The organism is Salegentibacter echinorum, from assembly GCF_900129445.1.
Classification (GTDB): domain Bacteria; phylum Bacteroidota; class Bacteroidia; order Flavobacteriales; family Flavobacteriaceae; genus Salegentibacter; species Salegentibacter echinorum.
The window spans coordinates 538454-559010 of the sequence record NZ_FQVT01000001.1 but is presented as its reverse complement, the minus strand read 5'-3'; the positions used below and the strand labels follow the sequence as shown (position 1 = coordinate 559010).

Below are 20557 nucleotides of genomic sequence, written 5' to 3'. Positions count from 1 at the left end.
TAGAATTATGGCTAAAGAACAATCAACCGATAAACATAAACCCGAGATCCTGGCTAAAGCACAAGCCTGGCTTAACGATAACTTCGATAAAAACACCCAGGATCAAATTAATGATCTCATTGCAAATGATCCAAAAGAACTAGAAGAGTCTTTTTATAAGAATGCTTCATTTGGAACTGGGGGAATGCGCGGAATTATGGGTGTGGGAACCAATCGCATAAATAAATATACCCTCGGGAAAAATACCCAGGGATTGTCTAACCTGCTAAAAAAAGAATTTAAGGGAGAGAAGCTAAAAGTAGCAATTGCCTACGATTGTCGTAATAATTCTAAAGAATTGGTGCAAATGGTGGCTGAAGTATTTTCGGCTAACGAAATTGAAGTGTACCTATTTTCTGAGCTTCGCCCTACCCCAGAGCTTTCCTTTGCCCTTAAACACCTAAATTGTCATGCTGGGATTGTACTTACGGCAAGTCATAATCCACCAGAATATAACGGTTACAAGGTTTACTGGCAGGACGGTGGGCAACTTATTACGCCTTACGACGCCAAATTAATTGAGGTAATCAACAATATGGATTACGATGAAATTAATCTAAACGCAAAGCCAGATTATATACATAAAATAGATAAGGAAGTAGATGAAGCTTTCCAAAAGGCGTCCGTAGAGAATGGAAGTTTTGACACAAGTTCTTTAGCAAAAGACAACCTAAAAGTTGTTTTCACTTCGCTGCATGGAACTGCTTGCAAAACCAATCCGCAGATATTGGAAAAAGCAGGTTATAAGAATGTATTTTTGGTGGAAGAGCAAAAAGAACCAGATGGTAATTTCCCTACGGTAGAATCTCCAAATCCGGAGGAACCCGAAGCGCTTAAAATGGCTTTGGATTTAGCTGAAGAAAAAGATGCCGATATTGTTATTGGCACCGATCCAGATGGCGACCGATTGGGTGTCGCCGTGCGAGATTTAAATGGCGAAATGATTTTGTTAAATGGCAACCAGACCATGCTTATGATGACCTGGTTCTTATTAGAACAACATAAAAAACAGGGAAGGTTAAATAAAGATTCTTTTGTTGCTTCCACTATTGTTTCTACGCCCTTGGTTCAAATTATTACTGAAGCTTATGGAACACAATATCACGAAGTGCTAACCGGCTTTAAATGGATTGCAAAACTTATTAAAGACAATCCGCAGTTAGATTTTGTTGGTGGTGGCGAAGAAAGTTTTGGTTTTATGGTAGGCGATTTTGTGCGTGACAAAGATGCGGCTACCGCTACCCTGCTCGCCTGTGAAATCGCTGCTCAAATGAAGGCGCAGGGAAGTTCTTTTTACGAACAGTTACTGGAACTTTATACCGAATACGGCTTATTTAGGGAAGAGCTTATTGCCCTGGTTAAAAAAGGTATTGAAGGAGAAGCAGAAATTAAACAAATGCTCATCGATCTTAGGGAAAACCCCTGGAAAGAAATTGACGGTGAGAAAGTAGTGTTGGTAGAAGACTACCAGGCATCTACGGCTAAAAACCTTTTAGAACGTACCGAAAAGTCTCTGGATATACCAAAATCTAACGTTCTTATTTATTATACCGAAAATGGGACAAAAATTGCTGCAAGACCAAGTGGAACCGAACCAAAGATCAAGTTCTACATTAGCGTAAACACTACGCTGGATAAGGTGGAAGATTACGATGCTGACAATGCCAAGCTCGCCGAAAAAATAGAACGTATTAAAAATGAACTACAACTGGGTTAAACACCCGCTTTTATGACCTATTTAAAAAAGATACTGCTTTTCGCAAAACCTTATAAGCGTTTTGCGATCCTAAATGTTATTAGTAATATTTTTTATGCCTTATTTAGCACCCTGGCTTTTATTTCATTTATTCCAATGCTTAGGGTTCTTTTTGGCGAAGAAGAAGCGGTAAAAATAAAACCCGAATGGAACGGCGAGTTTGGTGCTTTAAAAGATTATTTTAACGATTATTCCAATTTCTTTTTAAACCAACAAGTAGAGCAATATGGAGAAATTGCGGCATTGGTGACGATATGCATTACCGTGGTCACACTTTTTTTTCTGAAAAACTTTTTTAATTATTTAGCGCTCTATTTCATTGCAAACCTTAGAAACGGAATACTAAAGGATATAAGAAACCGTATCTACGATAAGATTGTAGAGTTACCGGTTTCTTTTTTTTCTGAAAAACGAAAAGGTGACTTTATATCGAGGATTACGAGCGATGTTCAGGAAATCCAAACCTCCTTCTTAAGCATGCTGGAGATGTTTGTAAAAGAACCCCTCACCCTTATTTTCACTTTAGCGGCAATGCTCACTTTGAGTCCTAAGCTGACTTTATTTGTGCTTGTTTTTCTACCAATCTCAGGATTAATAATATCATCCATTGGAAAAAAACTAAAGTCTAAATCCACTAAAGCACAACAGGAAAATGCCAATTTCCTTACTATTGTAGAAGAATCTTTATCCAGTTTAAAAATTATAAAAGGTTTTAATGCTGAAGGGAAATTTCGCAAAAAGTTTTATGAAAGTACCAGCCGATTAAACCAAATTTTGAATTCTTTATTGCATCGTCAAAACCTGGCATCTCCAATGAGTGAGTTTTTAGGCGTGGTCGTGATTACTATTGTTTTGTGGTTTGGCGGTAGAATGGTGTTGTTGGACAATAGTATGGATGCTTCAACTTTTATAGGCTTCCTGGTACTTACCTATAATATTTTAACGCCTGCAAAAGCCATTTCCAAAGCAACCTATTCCATCCAGAAAGGTAATGCCAGCGCCGAGCGTATTTTAGAAATCATCGAAACCGAATCTACTATTAAAGATGATAAAAATGCCCTTCAGAAAGAAAGCTTTGATAATAATATTACAGTAAAGGATATTAATTTTAGATATGAAAAGGAAAATGTGTTAAAGCAGTTTTCCATGAAAGTAGAAAAAGGCCAAATGGTAGCTCTTGTAGGACAATCGGGCAGCGGGAAATCGACTATTGCCAATCTTATTACCCGTTTCTATGATGTAAATGAAGGCACTATAAGCTTAGACGGCACCAACATTAAGAAAATTTCCAAAAAGTCCCTTCGGAATTTAATGGGATTAGTAACGCAAGATTCTATTCTTTTTAATGATACGGTAAGAAACAATATCGCTTTAGGAAAAGACAATGCTACTGAAGCCGAGATTATAGACGCTCTAAAAGTAGCCAATGCCTGGGAATTTGTAAGCGAACTTCCAGATGGCCTGGACACCAATATTGGGGATAGCGGGAACAAGTTAAGTGGCGGACAAAAACAGCGGCTTTCCATCGCTCGTGCCGTACTTAAAAATCCGCCAATTATGATCCTGGACGAAGCTACCTCTGCCCTGGATACCCAAAGTGAAAAATTGGTACAGAATGCCCTGGAGAATATGATGAAGAACAGAACCTCTATAGTCATCGCCCACCGACTTTCCACCATTCAAAACGCCGATAAGATTATCGTTTTGCACAGAGGTGAAATTGTAGAACAGGGAAAACACTTGGAGTTACTCGCACAAAAAGGCACTTATCAAAAACTGGTAGAAATGCAATCTTTTGAGTAGGGAAATCGGTTATCAGTTCTCGGTCGGTTTTGGATTTCAGGTTAAAGGTTTGACAATCAAATAATTTGAAGCGATAACTTGGTTTGTTGTTTGGTGTTTAAACACTACGACTGGTTAGTGTTTACTAATACCAATAGCTTCGTATTTTGTAAACTTTAAGAAGGATATTGTACTATATTAATTCTTTTACGATTCCGAATTTACAAATAGCCGCATTATCATATCATCACATCTCATCATTTTTCTTACTGCCTTACTGCAAACTGCACCTGCTCACTGAATACTGCACCTGTCAACTGGCCTTCAGTCTTTTCATTGTGAACCACGCAGGAGTGCAGCAATCTCTCGGTTGTTGTTGGTAGTTTAGTGCTTAGCAGTTCTGCTCACTGCACACTGCGACTGCCTACTGTTTTACTTGAACCTTGAACCTTGAACCTTGAACCTTGAACTGTAAAAAATAAAAAAAGGATGAAGCGAACTCCATCCTTTCTTAAAATTATTCGCATCTTGGGGCAGATGGAATAAAGCTTTAATTCAAATTTTTCTAGACAAAAATTTAATTCATTCATTTTAACAAGGTAAATATAATTCAGATAAACCGGTTAACCAAAGAAAAATTGCACTTTATCTGCTTTATTTGCACTTTATCGATAATATAACGTTTACTCACATTTATTTAAGAAGTATTATTCTTTATCTTACTGCTTTATGGTGATTAAAGTTTTAATTACCTTTGATTTCCGTTAATCGGGATTGATTAAAAATTAGAACTTACATTCCCTTGGAACCGTCCGAAAATCAACTTATTCAACGTTTACAAAACGAAGAAACTTCTTCTGTCGCATTTAAAGAAGTGGTTTCTTTATATAAAGAGCGTTTGTACTGGCACATTAGGAACATGGTGAAAAACCATGAAGACGCCCATGATGTTTTACAAAATACTTTTATTAAAGTTTTTAAAAACATTAAAAAATTTAAGGGAGACAGCAAATTATACTCGTGGATGTATAGAATTGCGACCAATGAAGCCATAAATTTTTTAAATAAAAAAGCCAAACAATTACAAATATCTTCCGAAGATCTTCAGCAGCGACTTATTACTAATTTAGAAAGTGATGTTTATTTTGAAGGGGATGAAATCCAATTAAAGCTTCAAAAAGCTATTGCCAGTTTGCCCGCGAAACAACAACAGGTTTTTAATATGAAATATTTTCAGGAATTAAAATACCGGGAAATGGCTGAAATTTTGCAAACAAGTGAAGGTGCTTTAAAAGCTTCTTATCATCACGCATCCAAAAAAATAGAGGAATTTATAAAATCGCATTAAACCATTATTGATTTTTATAGTCATAATATCAAATGAAAGCAAAGAAAACAGCATATAAACAGCCTTCGGGTTTTAAAACTCCTCCAAACTATTTTGAAGATTTGGAGCAGGAAGTATGCAATACACTTAGCTTAACGGAGACGCTTGAAGGACAAAAAACCGCAGGCTTTGTAACTCCAAAATCTTATTTTGAAGATTTCGAGCACGAGTTATTGGAAGATGTAGCCAGGCATAAAAAACCAAAAGTTAGGGTTTTATTCAATAAAGAAGTTCTTTTATATGCAGCCAGTATTGCTGCAATTGTGCTTGCCCTGGCCAGTACTTTTTATCTGAATCCCAAAACCGACACTAACTGGGACAATGTGCAGCTCTCTGTGATGGAGGATTATATTGATAATAATAATATTGATTTTTCCACTTCTGAAATCTCCAATTATCTTTTTTCTGAAGGATACATTGTGGATGATTCAGATTTAAATGATCTAAATACTAATGCGATGGTAGATTACCTGGATGAGAATATGGAAGATCCCATTTATATTTTAGAAGATAAATAACATGAAAAACGTATTAGCCACATTAGCTATTTGCATTGGACTGTTTTCCATGCAGGCACAAGATCAAGGCAAGGAAGATTACCGCGAAAAAATTAAAGAATTAAAAACAGCATTTCTTACACAAGAAATGAGTTTGAGCAAAGAAGGTGCGCAAAAATTTTGGCCTATTTATAATGAATATGAAGCTAAGCAGCGAGACTTAAGGAAACGCGAACATAGAGACCTGCCAAACCTGGAATGCATCACAGAAGGAGATGCCAATGAAATGTTGGAAGAGTATGTAAATATAGAAAAAGAAGATTATATTTTAAAAAAGCAGCTTTTTAAGGATCTTAGGGAAATAATGTCTGCACAGGAAATTATAAAACTACAGAAACTGGAAGGGGAGTTTCACAAGAAGTTAATTAAAGAATACAGGGCGCGAAAAGAAAGAGAAAGAAAAGAACAAAAACGCGAGGAATAAAATCGCAAATAATGATTAATTTTTCATGATTAGTTTTTTTGGTTAGTTAGTAAGTATCCCGGTCGTTTGTAAAAAACCTCCGGGATTCTTTTTTAATCGATAATCGTGATTTAAATGTTCCAGGGTAGCTTACACCTCAACTTCTATTTATTTAAACAGCAGCTTAGCAATTCTCCCCTTACCTGCGGCATAAGCCACAGAATCATTTTTAAATTTTAAGGTATAAAAACCTTCATCAGATAATTGTTCCCAGGATCTACCGCTGTTCTTAGAATAGGAAATACCGTTAAATCCAGTAGCGATAATATGCTTAGCTTTACTACCCGGAACAAAGTTTACGCTACTTTTATAACCCGGCTCCTCCCCTTCTGCAATGAGGTTCCAGGTTTTCCCACCATCTTTAGATATAGCTTTATTTGCCAATTTTCCGCTGGGATTGGTATAGTCACCACCCACAATTATTCCTTTTTGCTCATCGTAAAAATCCATACTATAACCACCGGTAGTAGCTTTACCATCAATTAAAGGGGTATCAAAGACTTCCCACGATTTTCCCTTATCGGGAGAAAAATATACTCTGGAAGTTTTTCCTCCGGTTAAGATCCAGGTGTTGTCGCCGTTTATAGTAATATTAGAATCACTGGCAGCAAATGCGGCCTCGCCATCTTTAATTTTAGGTAAATTCTCACAGCTTAATTTTTTCCAGGTATTTCCGCCATCCCGGGTAATAATTATAGAGATACAGGTATCGGTAGGGTCGCCCATAGCCATTCCTTCGCTGTCATTCCAAAAAGCCATAGCGTCATAAAACGCTTTTTCGTGTTTCTCTTTATAAACCAATTCCATGTTTCCAGAATCCCCGGTTTTATAAAGCAATGCCGGACTGCCAACACTCAACATAAAAAAATCATTTTCGGTCGCTGCCACTGCACGAAATTCTGGAGTTAGGCTGTCATATTTTTGAGTATTGGTGAGCCATTTTTTCGACTGACTATTATACATACCAAAACTGCCTTTATTGGCTGCAAAAGCTATATTTTCTCCAATAATTTCAATAGCCCTAATACTCAAAGAGTCATTGGTGAAAATCTCCTGGATTTCAACTTCAGTAAAATCTTTAGGCGTGGTTTTACTAATTTCCTCTTTAGATTTAGTATCAGATTTACAGGAAAAAACAGCCAGAAGGCACAACAAAAATAACTTCTTCATCAAGATAAGTTTTGGTTAAACAGAATTCGATGTAACGTGATACAATATCAATACACCAGGCCAAAGATAATTTTTTCCGAAGGATTTTTGACGGAATAGCCTGTATTTAAAAAGTCCTACTTAAAAACCGTAATTTAGACGTTTTCCTACTCCAAAAAAATCAGGAAAATGGTTCGTTCAATTTCAAAAAGCTTCTCACGGCATTTAAAAAATCAATTATCGGGCAAAAAAATGTACCTTTGCGCCCTTAAAATTTAGTTATGCGTTTACACAGGAACCTGGTCTTTGCCACCGCTGATGCTCTTGCCGAAATCTTTAATGAAGGGGCTTATGCCGATAAAGTGATTGAAAAAACACTAAAACGGGATAAACGCTGGGGAGCACGGGATCGCAGTTTTATTGCTGAAACCACCTATGATATCGTGAGGTGGAAAAGGCTTTATGCTGAAATTGCCGAAGTTAAAGAACCGTTTTCCCGTGAGAACTTATTTCGTCTATTTACGGTTTGGGCAACTTTGCGCGGCATTAAACTACCAGATTGGCCACAATTTGAAAATACGCCCACACGACGAATTAAGGGAAAGTTTGATAGCCTAAGCAAGATTAGAAAATATAGGGAATCAATTCCAGATTGGCTAGATGAAAAAGGCAAAAAAGAGCTTGGGGAGCAATTGTGGGAAAAGGAAATTGCTGCCTTAAACAAGCAGGCTCCGGTGGTTATTAGAGCAAATACCCTTAAAATCTCCGTTGCCGAATTACAACAAAAATTGCAAAAAGAGGAGATTGAGACCAAACGTATTAAAAATTACCCTGAAGCTTTAGAATTAGTAGAGCGCAGTAATATTTTTAGAACAGAAGCTTTTAAAAACGGCTTCTTTGAAGTACAGGATGCTTCTTCCCAACTCGTAGCGCATTTTCTAGAAGTAGAACCGGGAATGCGTGTTGTGGATACCTGTGCCGGTGCCGGCGGGAAAACGCTACACCTGGCGGCTTTAATGCAAAATAAAGGCCAGATAATAGCTACTGATATTTATGGTAACAAGCTCAAAGAACTTAAACGTCGCGCCAGGCGTGCCGGTGCGCATAATATAGATCCACGAACTATAGATTCGACCAAAGTAATTAAAAAGCTCTATGGCACTGCAGATAGGGTTTTAATCGATGCACCTTGTAGCGGACTCGGAGTGCTAAGTCGTAATCCAGATGCAAAATGGAAACTTCAGCCCGAATTTTTAGAAAGTCTTAGAAATACCCAATTTGAGATTCTTGAAAAATATTCCAGAATTTTAAAACCTGGCGGAAAAATGGTATATGCCACCTGTTCTGTTCTACCATCAGAAAATAAAGAACAGGTAGATCGCTTTTTAAATTCAGAAAACGGAAAAGACTTTAAGCTTTCAAAAGATAAAACCATCCTTTCTTCAGAAACCGGTTACGACGGATTTTATATGGCATTGTTGGAGAAAGATTCTTAGTTGTGGGTTGTGGGTTGTGAGAAATCAGTTGGGGTATTCGGGTAATCATATCGCGAGGACGCAGAGCGTGGCGATATCTTTCTTTGATTATTCTTTGTGGTGATAGGGTTCGCGATTTCATTGCGAGCGACGAAGGAGCGCGGCAATCTCTTATGTGTTATTAAAACGACTCGCCCCTAATTACTGCGACTGCTTACTCGACATGGCTAAGGGATTTTACCCAATAATTCTAAAGGAAAATATTTCAGTAGAATTAAAGTATTTTACTTGAAATATTTCCCAAATGAAAGTCAGTCATCTTTTTATTTCTGGAATTTTCCTTATTTTTCTTTCCTGTTCCAACGACGACATTGCGCAGGAAACCGAAGAACCAGAATCTGTTGACTTTTCTAATGAAATTTTCTTTTCAGAATACATAGAAGGATCTTCTTTCAATAAAGCTTTGGAAATAGTAAATCTTACCGGAAAAAATATTGATCTTGAAGCTGAAAATTATAGTATTAAAAAGCAAACAAACGGCAGCGGAGATTGGATGGGAGAAGAAAAGCTTTTGGGAGAATTAGCATATAAACAAGTAATTGTTATTACAAATGAATCTGCTACTATTACCGAACTTATTGAGAAAGCCGATCAATTAAAAGCAGGTGCGCCTTTAGACTTTAACGGTAATGATCCCGTTGGACTTTTTAAAGATGGAAAATTAATTGATATTATTGGTAAATTTGATAATGCTGAAGATTTCGCAAAAGATATCGGTTTAAGAAGAAAGAAAAACCAAACCGAACCTGCTTCTACCTACACCCCGACTCATTGGGAAGCATTTGAATTGGACAATTTTGAAGGATTAGGGAATTATTGATCCCCTACTCATATTCTAAAGTTCCTTAATAGTCGGCTAGCTTTCAAATGAGATTTTCTTCGATAATATTTCTAAATTATTCTCTATAAAAAACCTAAATTTGTATTTTCTCAAACAACACAAAATCACATAGTATGATCCTTTTCTTTGGAGACCAGGCCACCAAGGTTTTTGTGGTAGAAACGCACACTAACCTTACGGCTCAAGATATCACTAAATTAAACTGGCTTTTTGGAAACACCCAACAAATAGATAAATCTGCATTGGCAGATTTTTTTGTTGGTCCGCGTGCCGCTATGGTCACTCCCTGGAGTACCAATGCGGTAGAAATCACACAAAACATGAGCATTAAAGGAATTCCTAGAATTGAAGAGTTTCTAAGAGTTGATGAAAATTTTCACGATTTTGACCCCATGCTTTCACAAAAGTACGACGGTTTAAAACAGGATATTTTTGATACGCCCATTAAACCAGATCCAATTATTGAGATTGATGATATTGAAGCTTACAACCAAAAAGAAGGTTTAGCACTTAATGCTGAAGAGGTAACCTACCTTGAGAAACTCGCCGAAAATTTGGGCAGAAAGCTTACCGATTCTGAAGTTTTTGGATTCTCTCAAGTAAACTCAGAGCATTGTCGGCATAAGATCTTTAACGGTACTTTTGTGATAGATGGGAAAGAGAAAAAAGATTCTTTATTTAAACTTATAAGAAAAACTTCAGAAGTAAACCCAAATGAGATTGTTTCTGCTTATAAAGATAATGTAGCTTTTATTAACGGTCCCCGGGTACAACAATTTGCTCCAAAATTACCAGATGTACCAGAATATTATGAAAACAAAGATTTTGAATCTGTAATATCCCTAAAGGCTGAAACACATAACTTCCCAACCACGGTAGAACCTTTTAACGGTGCTGCTACGGGAAGCGGTGGGGAAATTCGCGATAGACTGGCCGGAGGAAAAGGTTCCCTCCCACTCGCAGGAACCGCCGTTTATATGACTTCTTATTCCAGGCTGGAAGAAGACAGGAATTGGGAGAAAAAAATGAACGAACGGGATTGGTTGTACCAAACCCCAATGGATATCTTAATAAAAGCCTCTAACGGAGCTTCAGATTTTGGAAATAAATTTGGCCAACCTTTAATTGCGGGTTCAGTCTTAACTTTTGAACACAGAGAACACGACCGAACTTTAGGCTATGATAAATCAATTATGCTCGCCGGCGGTATTGGCTATGGAAAAGCAAAACACGCCCAAAAAGACATTCCGCAGAAAGACGATAAAATTGTAATCCTTGGTGGGGAAAATTACCGTATTGGAATGGGCGGTGCCGCAGTTTCTTCAGCAGATACCGGTGAATTTGGCAGCGGTATCGAATTAAATGCCATTCAAAGAGCTAACCCCGAAATGCAAAAACGTGCTGCAAATGCGGTGCGGGGAATGGTAGAAAGCGAAGATAATCCTATTGTTTCTATTCACGATCACGGAGCTGGTGGTCACCTAAACTGTTTGAGCGAATTAGTAGAAGAAACCGGCGGAAAAGTAGATTTAGATGAATTACCCGTTGGCGATCACACTCTCTCGGCCAAAGAACTTATAGGAAACGAATCCCAGGAACGAATGGGATTGGTTATAAATGGTAAAAACTTTAAAATACTTGAGAAAGTTTCGCGCCGTGAGCGCACGCCAATCTATGAGGTTGGGATCGTGACCGGCGATAACAGGTTTACCATTAAAGGAGAAAAATCTGGGGAGAAACCTATGGATTTGGAACTTTCAGATATGTTTGGAAGCTCTCCAAAAACAATTATGAAAGATACTACCGTGAACCGAAGTTATGAGGATGTGGTGTATTCTTCAGAAAATATTAAAGATTATTTAGAACAGGTATTGCAGTTGGAAGCCGTGGCTTGTAAAGATTGGCTTACCAATAAAGTAGATCGTTGCGTTACCGGGCGTGTAGCAACACAACAAACTACAGGCCCCTTACAATTACCTTTAAACAACTGCGGGGTAATGGCTTTAGATTACAACGGCAAAGAAGGAGTTGCCACTGCTATTGGGCATTCGCCGGTTTCGGCTTTGGTAGATCCTGTGGCCGGTTCTAAAAATTCCATTGGCGAAGCGCTTTCCAATATTATTTGGGCACCTTTGGAAAAAGGCTTAAAATCTGTTTCCCTTTCTGCCAATTGGATGTGGCCCTGCAATAATGAAGGAGAAGATGCCAGGTTATATGAAGCTGTAAAAGGAGTTTCAGATTTTGCAATTTCGCTGGGCATTAATGTGCCAACAGGAAAAGATTCGCTCTCTATGAAGCAACGTTACAAAGACGGCGAAGTACTTTCTCCCGGCACGGTAATTATTTCGGCAGCCGGCCATTGTGACGATATTACCAAAACCGTAGAACCTGTTTTACAGAAAAACGGTGGAGATATTTATTATATCAATTTATCCCAGGATAATTTTAAACTTGGCGGTTCCTCATTTGCCCAAATCCTGAATAAAGTTGGCAAGGATGTTCCTACTATTAAAGACGATAAAAAATTTGCCGATGCTTTTTATAATATTCAGGGCTTGATTAAGCAAGATTTAATCCTGGCAGGACACGATGTGGCTTCTGGCGGACTTATTACCACCTTACTTGAAATGTGTTTTGCCGATAATAACCTGGGAGCTGAATTTGATCTTAGTGGTCTAAATGAAAAAGACAGCCTGAAATTACTTTTTAATGAAAACTGTGGAATTGTTTTTCAGGCGAAAGATGAGCTTGCTGAAAAAGTATTGCGCGATAATAACATTGAATTCTTTAAAATTGGTCGTGTGGTTGAAGGTAACGAGCTGAAGATCTCCAATGGTAAAGAAAAGCTCAATTTTAATGTTGCTGAATTACGCGATGTTTGGTACAAAACCTCTTTTCTCTTAGACCAAAAACAAAGCGGATTGGACAAAGCTACAGAGCGATTCAACAATTATAAAAAGCAACCGCTGGAGTTTAACTTTCCTAAAAATTTCACAGGCGAACTCCCAGTCACTTCGAGCGCAGTCGAGAAATCCTCTGGAAAACGTATTAAAGCGGCGATTATTAGGGAAAAAGGTTCTAATTCTGAACGCGAAATGGCCCGGGCAATGCACCTAGCCGGTTTTGATGTAAAAGATGTGCATATGACAGATTTAACTTCTGGCCGGGAAACTCTGGAAGATATACATTTTATCGCTGCAGTTGGCGGCTTCTCAAATTCCGATGTTTTGGGCAGTGCCAAAGGTTGGGCCGGGGCTTTTCTTTATAACCATAAAGCCAAACGAGCATTAGATAATTTCTTTAAAAGAGAAGACACATTATCCCTGGGCGTTTGTAACGGTTGCCAGCTTTTTATTGAATTAGGCTTAATAAATCCAGACCATGAAAAGAAACCAAAAATGTTGCATAATGCTTCCCACAAGTTTGAATGTAATTTTACTTCCGTAGAAATTAAAGAAAATAAGTCTGTGATGCTTGGTTCTCTTTCCGGTAGCAAACTGGGAATTTGGGCTGCACATGGGGAAGGAAAGTTTAGTTTACCTTACCAGAAGGAACACTATAACATTGTAGGTGAATATGGATATGAGGGATACCCGGCCAATCCTAATGGATCTAACTTTAACACTGCAATGTTAACAGATAACACCGGTCGTCACCTGGTAATGATGCCACACTTAGAACGTTCTACTTTCCCCTGGAATTGGGCATACTATCCCAAAGACAGGAAAGATGACAAAGTAAGTCCATGGTTGGAGGCTTTTGTAAACGCTAGAAAGTGGCTGGAAGAACGTGAAAATAGAAAATTCTAAATGGGATAAATAATTTGAATAAATAAAATAAACAGAGCAGGGAATATCAACCCCTGCTCTTTTTTTATCAAATAATTAAAATTTCTTTTTTCAAAATTGTCCCACTAGATTTTCTTTCGGTTTCGCTGTAATGTTACCCATTAAGTTTATGACTATCAATTTGATAAACCTAAAACTCCAGATATTCCCACAAATATAAAACCTATTCAATTCTCTAAATTTTTAAAAATTCTTTAAAAGAAGACACCTAATTTTAAAATTTCAATTTGAAATAGCTTGTAAAATTACTATTTTGCAGAGTACATTCTAATATTAGCACTAATGAGTAAACCAACAAGACTTTTCGATTTTCCCTATTTTCAATTAGAAAACCACGCGCTGGAGAAAGCCCTGGTTACTAAATACAATGGTAGTTGGGAAGCAGTTTCTACTCAGGAATATATTGATATGGCCAATACGATAAGCCGTGGGCTGTTGCGTTTAGGAATAAAACCAAATGATAAAATAGCAATCATTTCTACGAGCAATCGCACCGAATGGAATATCATGGATATTGGCGTTTTACAAATTGGCGCTCAAACGGTTCCTATTTATCCCACAATTTCTGAAGATGATTATCAATATGTGTTAAGTCACAGTGAAGCTACTCATTGTTTTATTTCAGACCGCGAGGTATTGGAAAAATTGAACGCGATAAAAAGCGAAACTAATTTAAAAGAAGTTTACAGTTTTGATGAGATTCCTGAAGTTAAAAACTGGAAAGAGGTTCTCGAATTAGGCGAAGACAAGGAAAATCAGCAGGAAGTAGAAGAATTAAAAAATGGGGTAAAAGCAGATGATGTTGCAACCTTAATTTATACTTCAGGAACTACAGGGAAACCTAAGGGAGTGATGCTTTCCCATAAAAATATTGTAAGTAATGTGTTAGATAGTGCCGGCCGGGTACCATTTGAACGTGGAGCTTTCGTGGCACTAAGCTTTCTTCCGGTGTGTCATGTTTTTGAACGCATGATCCTTTATTTATATCAATATTACTCGGTTTCCATACATTTTGCTGAATCTATAGATAAAATTAGCGACAACCTTAAAGAGGTTAAGCCTCACGTAATTACCGCAGTGCCCAGGCTCCTGGAAAAAGTATACGACAAGATTATAGCAAAAGGTGCTACGCTTGGAGGAATTAAAGAAAAACTTTTTTTCTGGGCAGATGATTTGGGTCTACAATATGAACCTTACGGTGCCAAAGGTTGGTGGTATGAAACAAAACTAAAACTAGCTCGTAAACTTGTTTTTTCGAAATGGAAAGAAGGTTTGGGTGGAAATATAGAGTTAATAGTTTCTGGTTCAGCAGCATTGCAACCAAGGTTGGCCAGGGTTTATGCTGCTGCAGATATCCCGGTAATGGAAGGTTATGGTTTAACTGAAACCTCTCCCGTAATTGCCGTAAACGACCAGCGTAACCATAATTTTAGAATTGGTACAGTGGGTAAACCAATTGATAATGTAGAAGTTAAAATAGACCATGATGGAGAAATTCTAGTAAAAGGCCCCAATGTTATGGTAGGCTATTACAAGGAGCCGGAAAAAACTCGAGAAGTATATACAGAAGATGGTTTTTTTCATACCGGGGATATTGGTGAATTAGATAAAGATGGCTTCTTAAAGATTACCGATCGTAAAAAAGAAATGTTCAAGACTTCTGGTGGAAAATATGTAGCTCCTCAAATTATTGAAAACACCATGAAACAATCTCGTTTTATAGAACAGATCATGGTTATTGGTGACGGTGAAAAAATGCCTGCGGCATTAATACAACCTAACTTTGAATTTTTAAGAGAATGGGCAAAACGTAAAAGTATCCAGCTGGATGATGATTCCGATAAGGCAGTGGCAAACAATGATATGGTAAAAGAACGTATTGGTGAGGAAGTAGATTTTTACAATAAGAAATTCGGTAAATGGGAGCGGGTAAAAGTTTTTGAACTCACCCCCGAGGTATGGGGAATCGAAGAAGGTCTTCTTACTCCTACCATGAAATTAAAAAGACGAAATATAAAAGAGAAATATATGAAACTCTACAACAAAATATATCAACGCAAATAAGCTATTATTCTAATAAAGCTTTATAAACCCTTTTAACGAAGGGTTTTTTTGTACCATTTTTCAACTTAAAAATTTAAAACTGACTACTCCATAGATTCATTTTAAATTGTACTGCAATTAAGTTTAATCGTCCAGATTTTTTTAGAACTAATAGTCAAAATGGATGCAATTAAGTCTGGGGAAACCTGTATAATCAAAGAAACTCATAGAGAACTAAGAATAATGCAGATTGATTTATTAAAAAACATCATTTCTTTTATTTTATTATGCACGCATAATATATTTTTATTAACTTTGGATATCAACAATTAAAAATGAAGGAAAAGACTATAGATTATGTATTACGGGCAACGTGGATAGCAGTTTCCAAAATGTATAATGAAGAAGCAGGAAAAGCGGGAAGCACAATGGCTACCGGTTTTGCCTTATTAAGCATAGATCCCGAAAATGGTACTCCTTCTACCTCGTTGGGTCCTAAAATGGGAATGGAAGCAACCAGTCTTTCGAGAATTTTAAGAACTATGGAAGAAAAAGGATTAATTCTTCGGAAGAAAAATCCTAAAGATGGCCGTAGTGTCCTTATTTATTTAACAGAGTTTGGTCGTGAAATGCGGGAATATTCTAAAAAAGTGGTGCTTAGGTTTGATGAAGCCGTGACCGAAGCAGTACCAAAAGAAGATTTACAGAGCTTTATTAAAGTTGCAAATACCATAATGGACCTAATTTCAGAAAAGAAGATTTATAAAGAAGAAATCAAAATAGAAAAATAATATTAAGATCTTCAAACCTCACAGGTTTCAAAAACCTGTGAGGTCTTTCAGAAAACGAAAACCTTATCGTAAAACCAAAAATAATTATGAAACCAGCATGATGCTGGACACAAAAATTAGTAACACCTGGGAAGAATCATAAGCCTATGAAGAATTCCCACAATGGAATTAAAATTATAAACAAATGAAAAGAAGAATTAATAAAGTGGCAGTTATTGGCTCCGGAATTATGGGGAGCGGAATTGCCTGTCACTTTGCCAATATTGGAGTAGAAGTTCTTCTGCTGGATATTGTGCCGCGGGAACTAAATGAAAAAGAAAAGAAAAAGGGACTCACCTTAGAAGATAAGGAAGTCAGGGATCGATTGGTAAATAGTTCATTACAATCGGCATTAAAATCCAAGCCCTCCCCTATTTACCATAAAGATTTTTCTAAACGTATTGAGACCGGCAATATGGAAGATGATATTGAAAAAGTATCTGAAGCAGACTGGATCATAGAAGTGGTTGTAGAGCGCCTGGACATAAAACAACAAGTATTTGAAAAGCTGGAGAAATTCCGTAAAAAAGGAACGCTTATTACTTCAAATACTTCCGGTATTCCTATTCAGCAAATGAACGAAGGCCGAAGTGAAGACTTTCAGCAGCATTTTTGCGGCACCCACTTTTTCAATCCACCGCGATATTTAAAATTATTTGAGATCATTCCTGGACCAAATACGGCTAAGGAAGTACTGAATTTCTTGAAAGAATATGGCGAAAAATACCTCGGTAAGAAATCTGTAGTTGCAAAAGATACCCCGGCATTTATAGGAAACCGTATTGGGATTTTTAGCATTATGAGTTTATTCCATATGGTTAAGGAGATGGATATGACTATTGAAGAGGTAGATAAACTTACCGGCCCGGTTATAGGACGGCAAAAATCGGCCACTTTTAGAACTGTAGATGTGGTTGGTTTAGATACCCTGGTGCACGTTGCGAATGGTTTACACAAAGGGGTTCCTAACGATGAGGCCCACGATCTCTTCGCTTTGCCAGACTTTATTCAAACTATGATGGACAATGAGTGGTTGGGGAGTAAAACCAATAACACCGGATTTTACAAAAAGGTGAAAAAAGAAGACGGCTCCAGCGTAATTAAGACCTTAGACCTGGATAAAATGGAATATCGCGATCGTAAAAGTGCGAAATTTGATGTTCTGGAAAAAACCAAGACCATCGATAAGCTGGAAGATCGTTATGAAGTGTTAGTAGATGACGAAGGAAAAGCCGGTAAATTTTACCGCAAGAACTTCTCGGCCCTCTTCGCTTATATTTCACACAGGATCCCTGAAATTTCTGATGAACTTTATAAACTCGATGACGGTATGAAAGCCGGATTCGGCTGGGAACATGGCCCCTTCCAAATGTGGGATGCCCTGGGCGTTAAGAAAGGTATAGAAATGATGAAGGCTGAAGGGAAAGAACCTGCAGCCTGGGTAAATGAAATGTTAGAAAGTGGCACAGATTCATTCTACACTGTAAAAGATGGTAACACATACTATTATGACCTCCAAAAGAAAGAACACGTAAAAATACCCGGGCAGGATGCTTTTATAATTCTCGATAACATTCGGGAGTCTAAAGAAGTGTTTAGCAATAGCGGTGTGGTCGTAGAAGATCTTGGAGATGGAATTTTAAATGTTGAATTCCGCAGTAAAATGAACACTATTGGCGGTGATGTTTTAGACGGCATCAATAAAGCCATAGATATGGCCGAAAAAGATTACCAGGGACTGGTGGTCGCCAATAACGGAAAGAATTTTTCTGTAGGTGCCAATATTGGAATGATCTTTATGATGGCAGTAGAACAGGAATATGATGAGCTAAATATGGCAATCAAGTATTTTCAGGATACGATGATGCGAATGCGCTACTCGGCTATTCCAACCGTTTCTGCACCTCACGCAATGACACTTGGCGGCGGATGCGAACTTTCATTGCACGCCGATAAAGTTGTAGCCGCAGCCGAAACTTATATAGGCCTGGTAGAATTTGGTGTTGGCGTAATCCCCGGTGGCGGAGGTTCTAAAGAAATGACCCTACGTGCCGCCGATACTTTCCAAAAAGATGATGTGGAATTAAACCGATTACGGGAGCATTTCCTAACCATAGGAATGGCTAAGGTATCTACCTCGGCTCACGAAGCTTACGATTTAAATATACTTCAGAAAGGAAAAGATATCGTAGTGGTAAATGAAGAGCGCCAATTGACAATCGCCAAAAAACACGCTTTGTTAATGGCAGAAAATGGTTACACCAAACCTATAAAACGCCAGGATATAAAAGTATTGGGCAAACAAGCCCTCGGTGCGTTTTTAGTGGGTACAGATCAAATGAACGCCGGGAATTACATTAGCGACCACGATAAGAAAATAGCCAACAAATTGGCCTATGTAATGGCGGGAGGGGATCTCTCTGAAGCCCAAATGGTAAGTGAACAATACCTTCTGGATTTAGAACGAGAAGCCTTTTTATCGCTCACCGGAGAACGCAAAACCCTGGAAAGACTTGAGCATATGTTGAAGAAAGGGAAACCGCTGAGAAATTAAAAAAAGCCCCTCCCAGCCTCCCCCAGGGGGAGGAGTAAGCGGAGAAGTGGTTCTTAAAATTTATTGTTGAATTAAAAAACCTATCCACCCCTTATAGGAATTCCCCCTTTGGGGGATAGGGGGCAAATATGAACAAGACAGCATACATAGTAAAAGCATACAGAACGGCCGTGGGAAAAGCTTCTCGCGGGGTGTTCAGGTTTAAGCGACCAGATGACCTGGCTGTAGAGACCATTGACTATATGATGAAAGAATTACCCGATTTTGACAAAACCAGGATCGATGATGTAATTGTGGGAAATGCCATGCCAGAAGCTGAGCAAGGCTTAAACGTTGGCCGTTTAATCTCTTTAATGAGTTTAGACACCGATAAAGTTCCGGGGATGACGGTAAATAGATACTGCGCTTCAGGATTGGAAACCATTGCTATTGCCTCAGCTAAAATTCAAAGCGGCATGGCCGATTGTATTATCGCCGGAGGAGCAGAAAGCATGAGTTATATCCCAATGGGAGGCTACAAGCCTGTACCTAACTACAAGGCTGCTAAAGCAGGTAATGAAGATTATTACTGGGGCATGGGCCTTACTGCCGAAGCTGTTGCGAATAAATATAATGTTTCGCGGGAAGACCAGGATGAATTCGCTTTTAACTCCCACCAAAAAGCATTGAAAGCACAGGAAGAAAACCGCTTTCAGGATCAAATTGTTCCTATTGATGTAGAAAATACTTTTATAGACGAAAACGGTAAAAGACAAACTAAGCATTATACCGTGACCAAAGATGAAGGTCCGCGCGCCGATACTTCCAAAGAAGCTTTATCTAAGTTAAGACCTGTTTTTGCAGAAGGCGGAAGTGTTACTGCCGGAAATTCTTCGCAAACCAGCGATGGCGCAGCTTTCGTAATGGTAATGAGCGAGGAAATGGTAAAAGAGCTCAAATTAGAACCTATTGCCCGTTTGGTAAGTTATACTCCGGTTGGGGTAGATCCTAAAATTATGGGAATAGGACCTGTACACGCTATCCCTAAAGCTCTAAAACAAGCGGGACTTAAGCAGGAAGACATGGAGCTTATAGAATTAAACGAAGCATTTGCTTCTCAATCCCTGGCGGTGATTAGAGAGCTTGGCTTAAATAAAGACATCGTGAACCCCAATGGAGGAGCGATCTCTATGGGACATCCCCTGGGTTGTACCGGTGCAAAACTTTCGGTGCAAATTTTCGATGAGATGCGCAAGCGAAACCTAAAAGACAAGTATGCCATGGTAACCATGTGCGTGGGAACCGGACAGGGAGCTGCGGGAGTTTATGAGTTTCTCTCCTAGAGAGAAAAGATCATGGAGAATAGAAAATAGATGACACTGAAGAAATAATGGAATGGGGCAAAGGAAAAGACATAATTACAAGAATCTTAAAATCTGGAAGCTGGGTTTAGAGATTACCAATGATGTGTCCGATGTCCTTATCGATTTTCCTGCTCACGAAAAATATGATTTAAGTTCTCAAATAAGTAGATGTTCAGTTTCAATGCCCAGCAATATTGCCGAAGGCTCCGCGAGAACAAATAAATCATTTAGTCATTTTTTAGACGTTTCTTTAGGTTCTTCATTTGAACTTGGCACTCAATTATTAGTAGCTAAACATCGAAAATATATTAATCAGGAAAAATTAGATAAACTAGAAATTAAGATTGGAGAATTTCAAAGGATGACAATGGGATTTCAAAACGGTTTGTAGCATCTTTTTTCTCTACTCTCTTTTCTTTTATCTAAAAAC

14 protein-coding genes are annotated in these 20557 nt (G+C 38.1%); 13 read left to right on the top strand and 1 reads right to left on the bottom strand.

Going from position 1 to position 20557, the window contains the following annotated elements; translation table 11 throughout:
• Positions 1-7 precede the first annotated feature (7 nt).
• From BUA71_RS02510 to BUA71_RS02490, 5 genes are all read left to right on the top strand, one after another.
• A complete protein-coding gene (locus tag BUA71_RS02510; RefSeq protein ID WP_072876372.1) occupies positions 8-1756 on the top strand; it encodes a phospho-sugar mutase in 1749 nt (582 codons plus the stop codon).
• A 12-nt stretch (positions 1757-1768) separates the two neighbouring features.
• The gene (locus BUA71_RS02505) at positions 1769-3598 is read left to right on the top strand and encodes an ABC transporter ATP-binding protein (protein ID WP_072876370.1); all 1830 of its coding nucleotides are present in this window, start codon (positions 1769-1771) and stop codon (positions 3596-3598) included.
• A 781-nt stretch (positions 3599-4379) separates the two neighbouring features.
• Positions 4380-4925: an RNA polymerase sigma factor gene (locus BUA71_RS02500; protein WP_072876368.1), complete on the top strand. Its 546-nt coding sequence runs from the start codon at positions 4380-4382 to the stop codon at positions 4923-4925.
• 32 nt (positions 4926-4957) lie between these two features.
• The gene (locus tag BUA71_RS02495) at positions 4958-5482 is read left to right on the top strand and encodes a hypothetical protein (RefSeq protein ID WP_072876366.1); all 525 of its coding nucleotides are present in this window, start codon (positions 4958-4960) and stop codon (positions 5480-5482) included.
• Between the two features lies 1 nt (position 5483).
• Entirely contained in the window at positions 5484-5945 is a 462-nt protein-coding gene (locus BUA71_RS02490) for a hypothetical protein (protein ID WP_072876365.1), read from the top strand.
• Positions 5946-6092: 147 nt separating this feature from the next.
• Here BUA71_RS02490 and BUA71_RS02485 read toward each other — a convergent pair whose 3' ends face one another.
• Positions 6093-7154: a WD40/YVTN/BNR-like repeat-containing protein gene (locus BUA71_RS02485; protein ID WP_072876363.1), complete on the bottom strand. Its 1062-nt coding sequence runs from the start codon at positions 7152-7154 to the stop codon at positions 6093-6095.
• 260 nt (positions 7155-7414) lie between these two features.
• On the opposite strand from BUA71_RS02485, the gene BUA71_RS02480 reads away from it, so the two are divergent.
• The 8 genes from BUA71_RS02480 (at position 7415) to BUA71_RS02445 (ending at position 20518) form a co-directional block, all read left to right on the top strand.
• Positions 7415-8629 (top strand): RsmB/NOP family class I SAM-dependent RNA methyltransferase, encoded by a 1215-nt coding sequence (locus BUA71_RS02480; protein ID WP_072876361.1) that lies wholly within the window; start codon positions 7415-7417, stop codon positions 8627-8629.
• A 283-nt stretch (positions 8630-8912) separates the two neighbouring features.
• Positions 8913-9488: a lamin tail domain-containing protein gene (locus BUA71_RS02475; RefSeq protein WP_072876359.1), complete on the top strand. Its 576-nt coding sequence runs from the start codon at positions 8913-8915 to the stop codon at positions 9486-9488.
• 134 nt (positions 9489-9622) lie between these two features.
• Positions 9623-13318, top strand: a complete 3696-nt coding sequence (purL, locus tag BUA71_RS02470; RefSeq protein ID WP_072876358.1) for a phosphoribosylformylglycinamidine synthase — start codon at positions 9623-9625, stop codon at positions 13316-13318.
• A 321-nt stretch (positions 13319-13639) separates the two neighbouring features.
• Positions 13640-15421: an AMP-dependent synthetase/ligase gene (locus BUA71_RS02465; RefSeq protein ID WP_072876356.1), complete on the top strand. Its 1782-nt coding sequence runs from the start codon at positions 13640-13642 to the stop codon at positions 15419-15421.
• Between the two features lie 314 nt (positions 15422-15735).
• Complete coding sequence (locus tag BUA71_RS02460) at positions 15736-16191, top strand: MarR family winged helix-turn-helix transcriptional regulator (RefSeq protein WP_072876354.1); 456 nt, start codon at positions 15736-15738, stop codon at positions 16189-16191.
• Between the two features lie 184 nt (positions 16192-16375).
• Positions 16376-18784 carry a 3-hydroxyacyl-CoA dehydrogenase/enoyl-CoA hydratase family protein gene (locus BUA71_RS02455; protein ID WP_072876352.1) on the top strand — a complete coding sequence of 803 codons (2409 nt, stop codon included), beginning with the start codon at positions 16376-16378 and terminating at the stop codon, positions 18782-18784.
• 128 nt (positions 18785-18912) lie between these two features.
• Complete coding sequence (locus BUA71_RS02450) at positions 18913-20106, top strand: acetyl-CoA C-acyltransferase (protein ID WP_072876351.1); 1194 nt, start codon at positions 18913-18915, stop codon at positions 20104-20106.
• Positions 20107-20158: 52 nt separating this feature from the next.
• Entirely contained in the window at positions 20159-20518 is a 360-nt protein-coding gene (locus BUA71_RS02445) for a four helix bundle protein (RefSeq protein WP_072876349.1), read from the top strand.
• Positions 20519-20557 lie beyond the last annotated feature (39 nt).

Excerpts from the sequence above, each read along its gene's own strand:
- BUA71_RS02510 (WP_072876372.1), top strand. The coding sequence starts at position 8 with ATGGCTAAAGAACAATCAACCGATAAACATAAACCCGAGATCCTGGCT.
- BUA71_RS02505 (WP_072876370.1), top strand. The coding sequence starts at position 1,769 with ATGACCTATTTAAAAAAGATACTGCTTTTCGCAAAACCTTATAAGCGT.
- BUA71_RS02495 (WP_072876366.1), top strand. The coding sequence starts at position 4,958 with ATGAAAGCAAAGAAAACAGCATATAAACAGCCTTCGGGTTTTAAAACT.
- BUA71_RS02490 (WP_072876365.1), top strand. The coding sequence starts at position 5,484 with ATGAAAAACGTATTAGCCACATTAGCTATTTGCATTGGACTGTTTTCC.
- BUA71_RS02485 (WP_072876363.1), bottom strand. The coding sequence starts at position 7,154 with ATGAAGAAGTTATTTTTGTTGTGCCTTCTGGCTGTTTTTTCCTGTAAA.
- BUA71_RS02480 (WP_072876361.1), top strand. The coding sequence starts at position 7,415 with ATGCGTTTACACAGGAACCTGGTCTTTGCCACCGCTGATGCTCTTGCC.
- BUA71_RS02475 (WP_072876359.1), top strand. The coding sequence starts at position 8,913 with ATGAAAGTCAGTCATCTTTTTATTTCTGGAATTTTCCTTATTTTTCTT.
- purL (WP_072876358.1), top strand. The coding sequence starts at position 9,623 with ATGATCCTTTTCTTTGGAGACCAGGCCACCAAGGTTTTTGTGGTAGAA.
- BUA71_RS02465 (WP_072876356.1), top strand. The coding sequence starts at position 13,640 with ATGAGTAAACCAACAAGACTTTTCGATTTTCCCTATTTTCAATTAGAA.
- BUA71_RS02460 (WP_072876354.1), top strand. The coding sequence starts at position 15,736 with ATGAAGGAAAAGACTATAGATTATGTATTACGGGCAACGTGGATAGCA.
- BUA71_RS02455 (WP_072876352.1), top strand. The coding sequence starts at position 16,376 with ATGAAAAGAAGAATTAATAAAGTGGCAGTTATTGGCTCCGGAATTATG.
- BUA71_RS02450 (WP_072876351.1), top strand. The coding sequence starts at position 18,913 with ATGAACAAGACAGCATACATAGTAAAAGCATACAGAACGGCCGTGGGA.
- BUA71_RS02445 (WP_072876349.1), top strand. The coding sequence starts at position 20,159 with ATGGGGCAAAGGAAAAGACATAATTACAAGAATCTTAAAATCTGGAAG.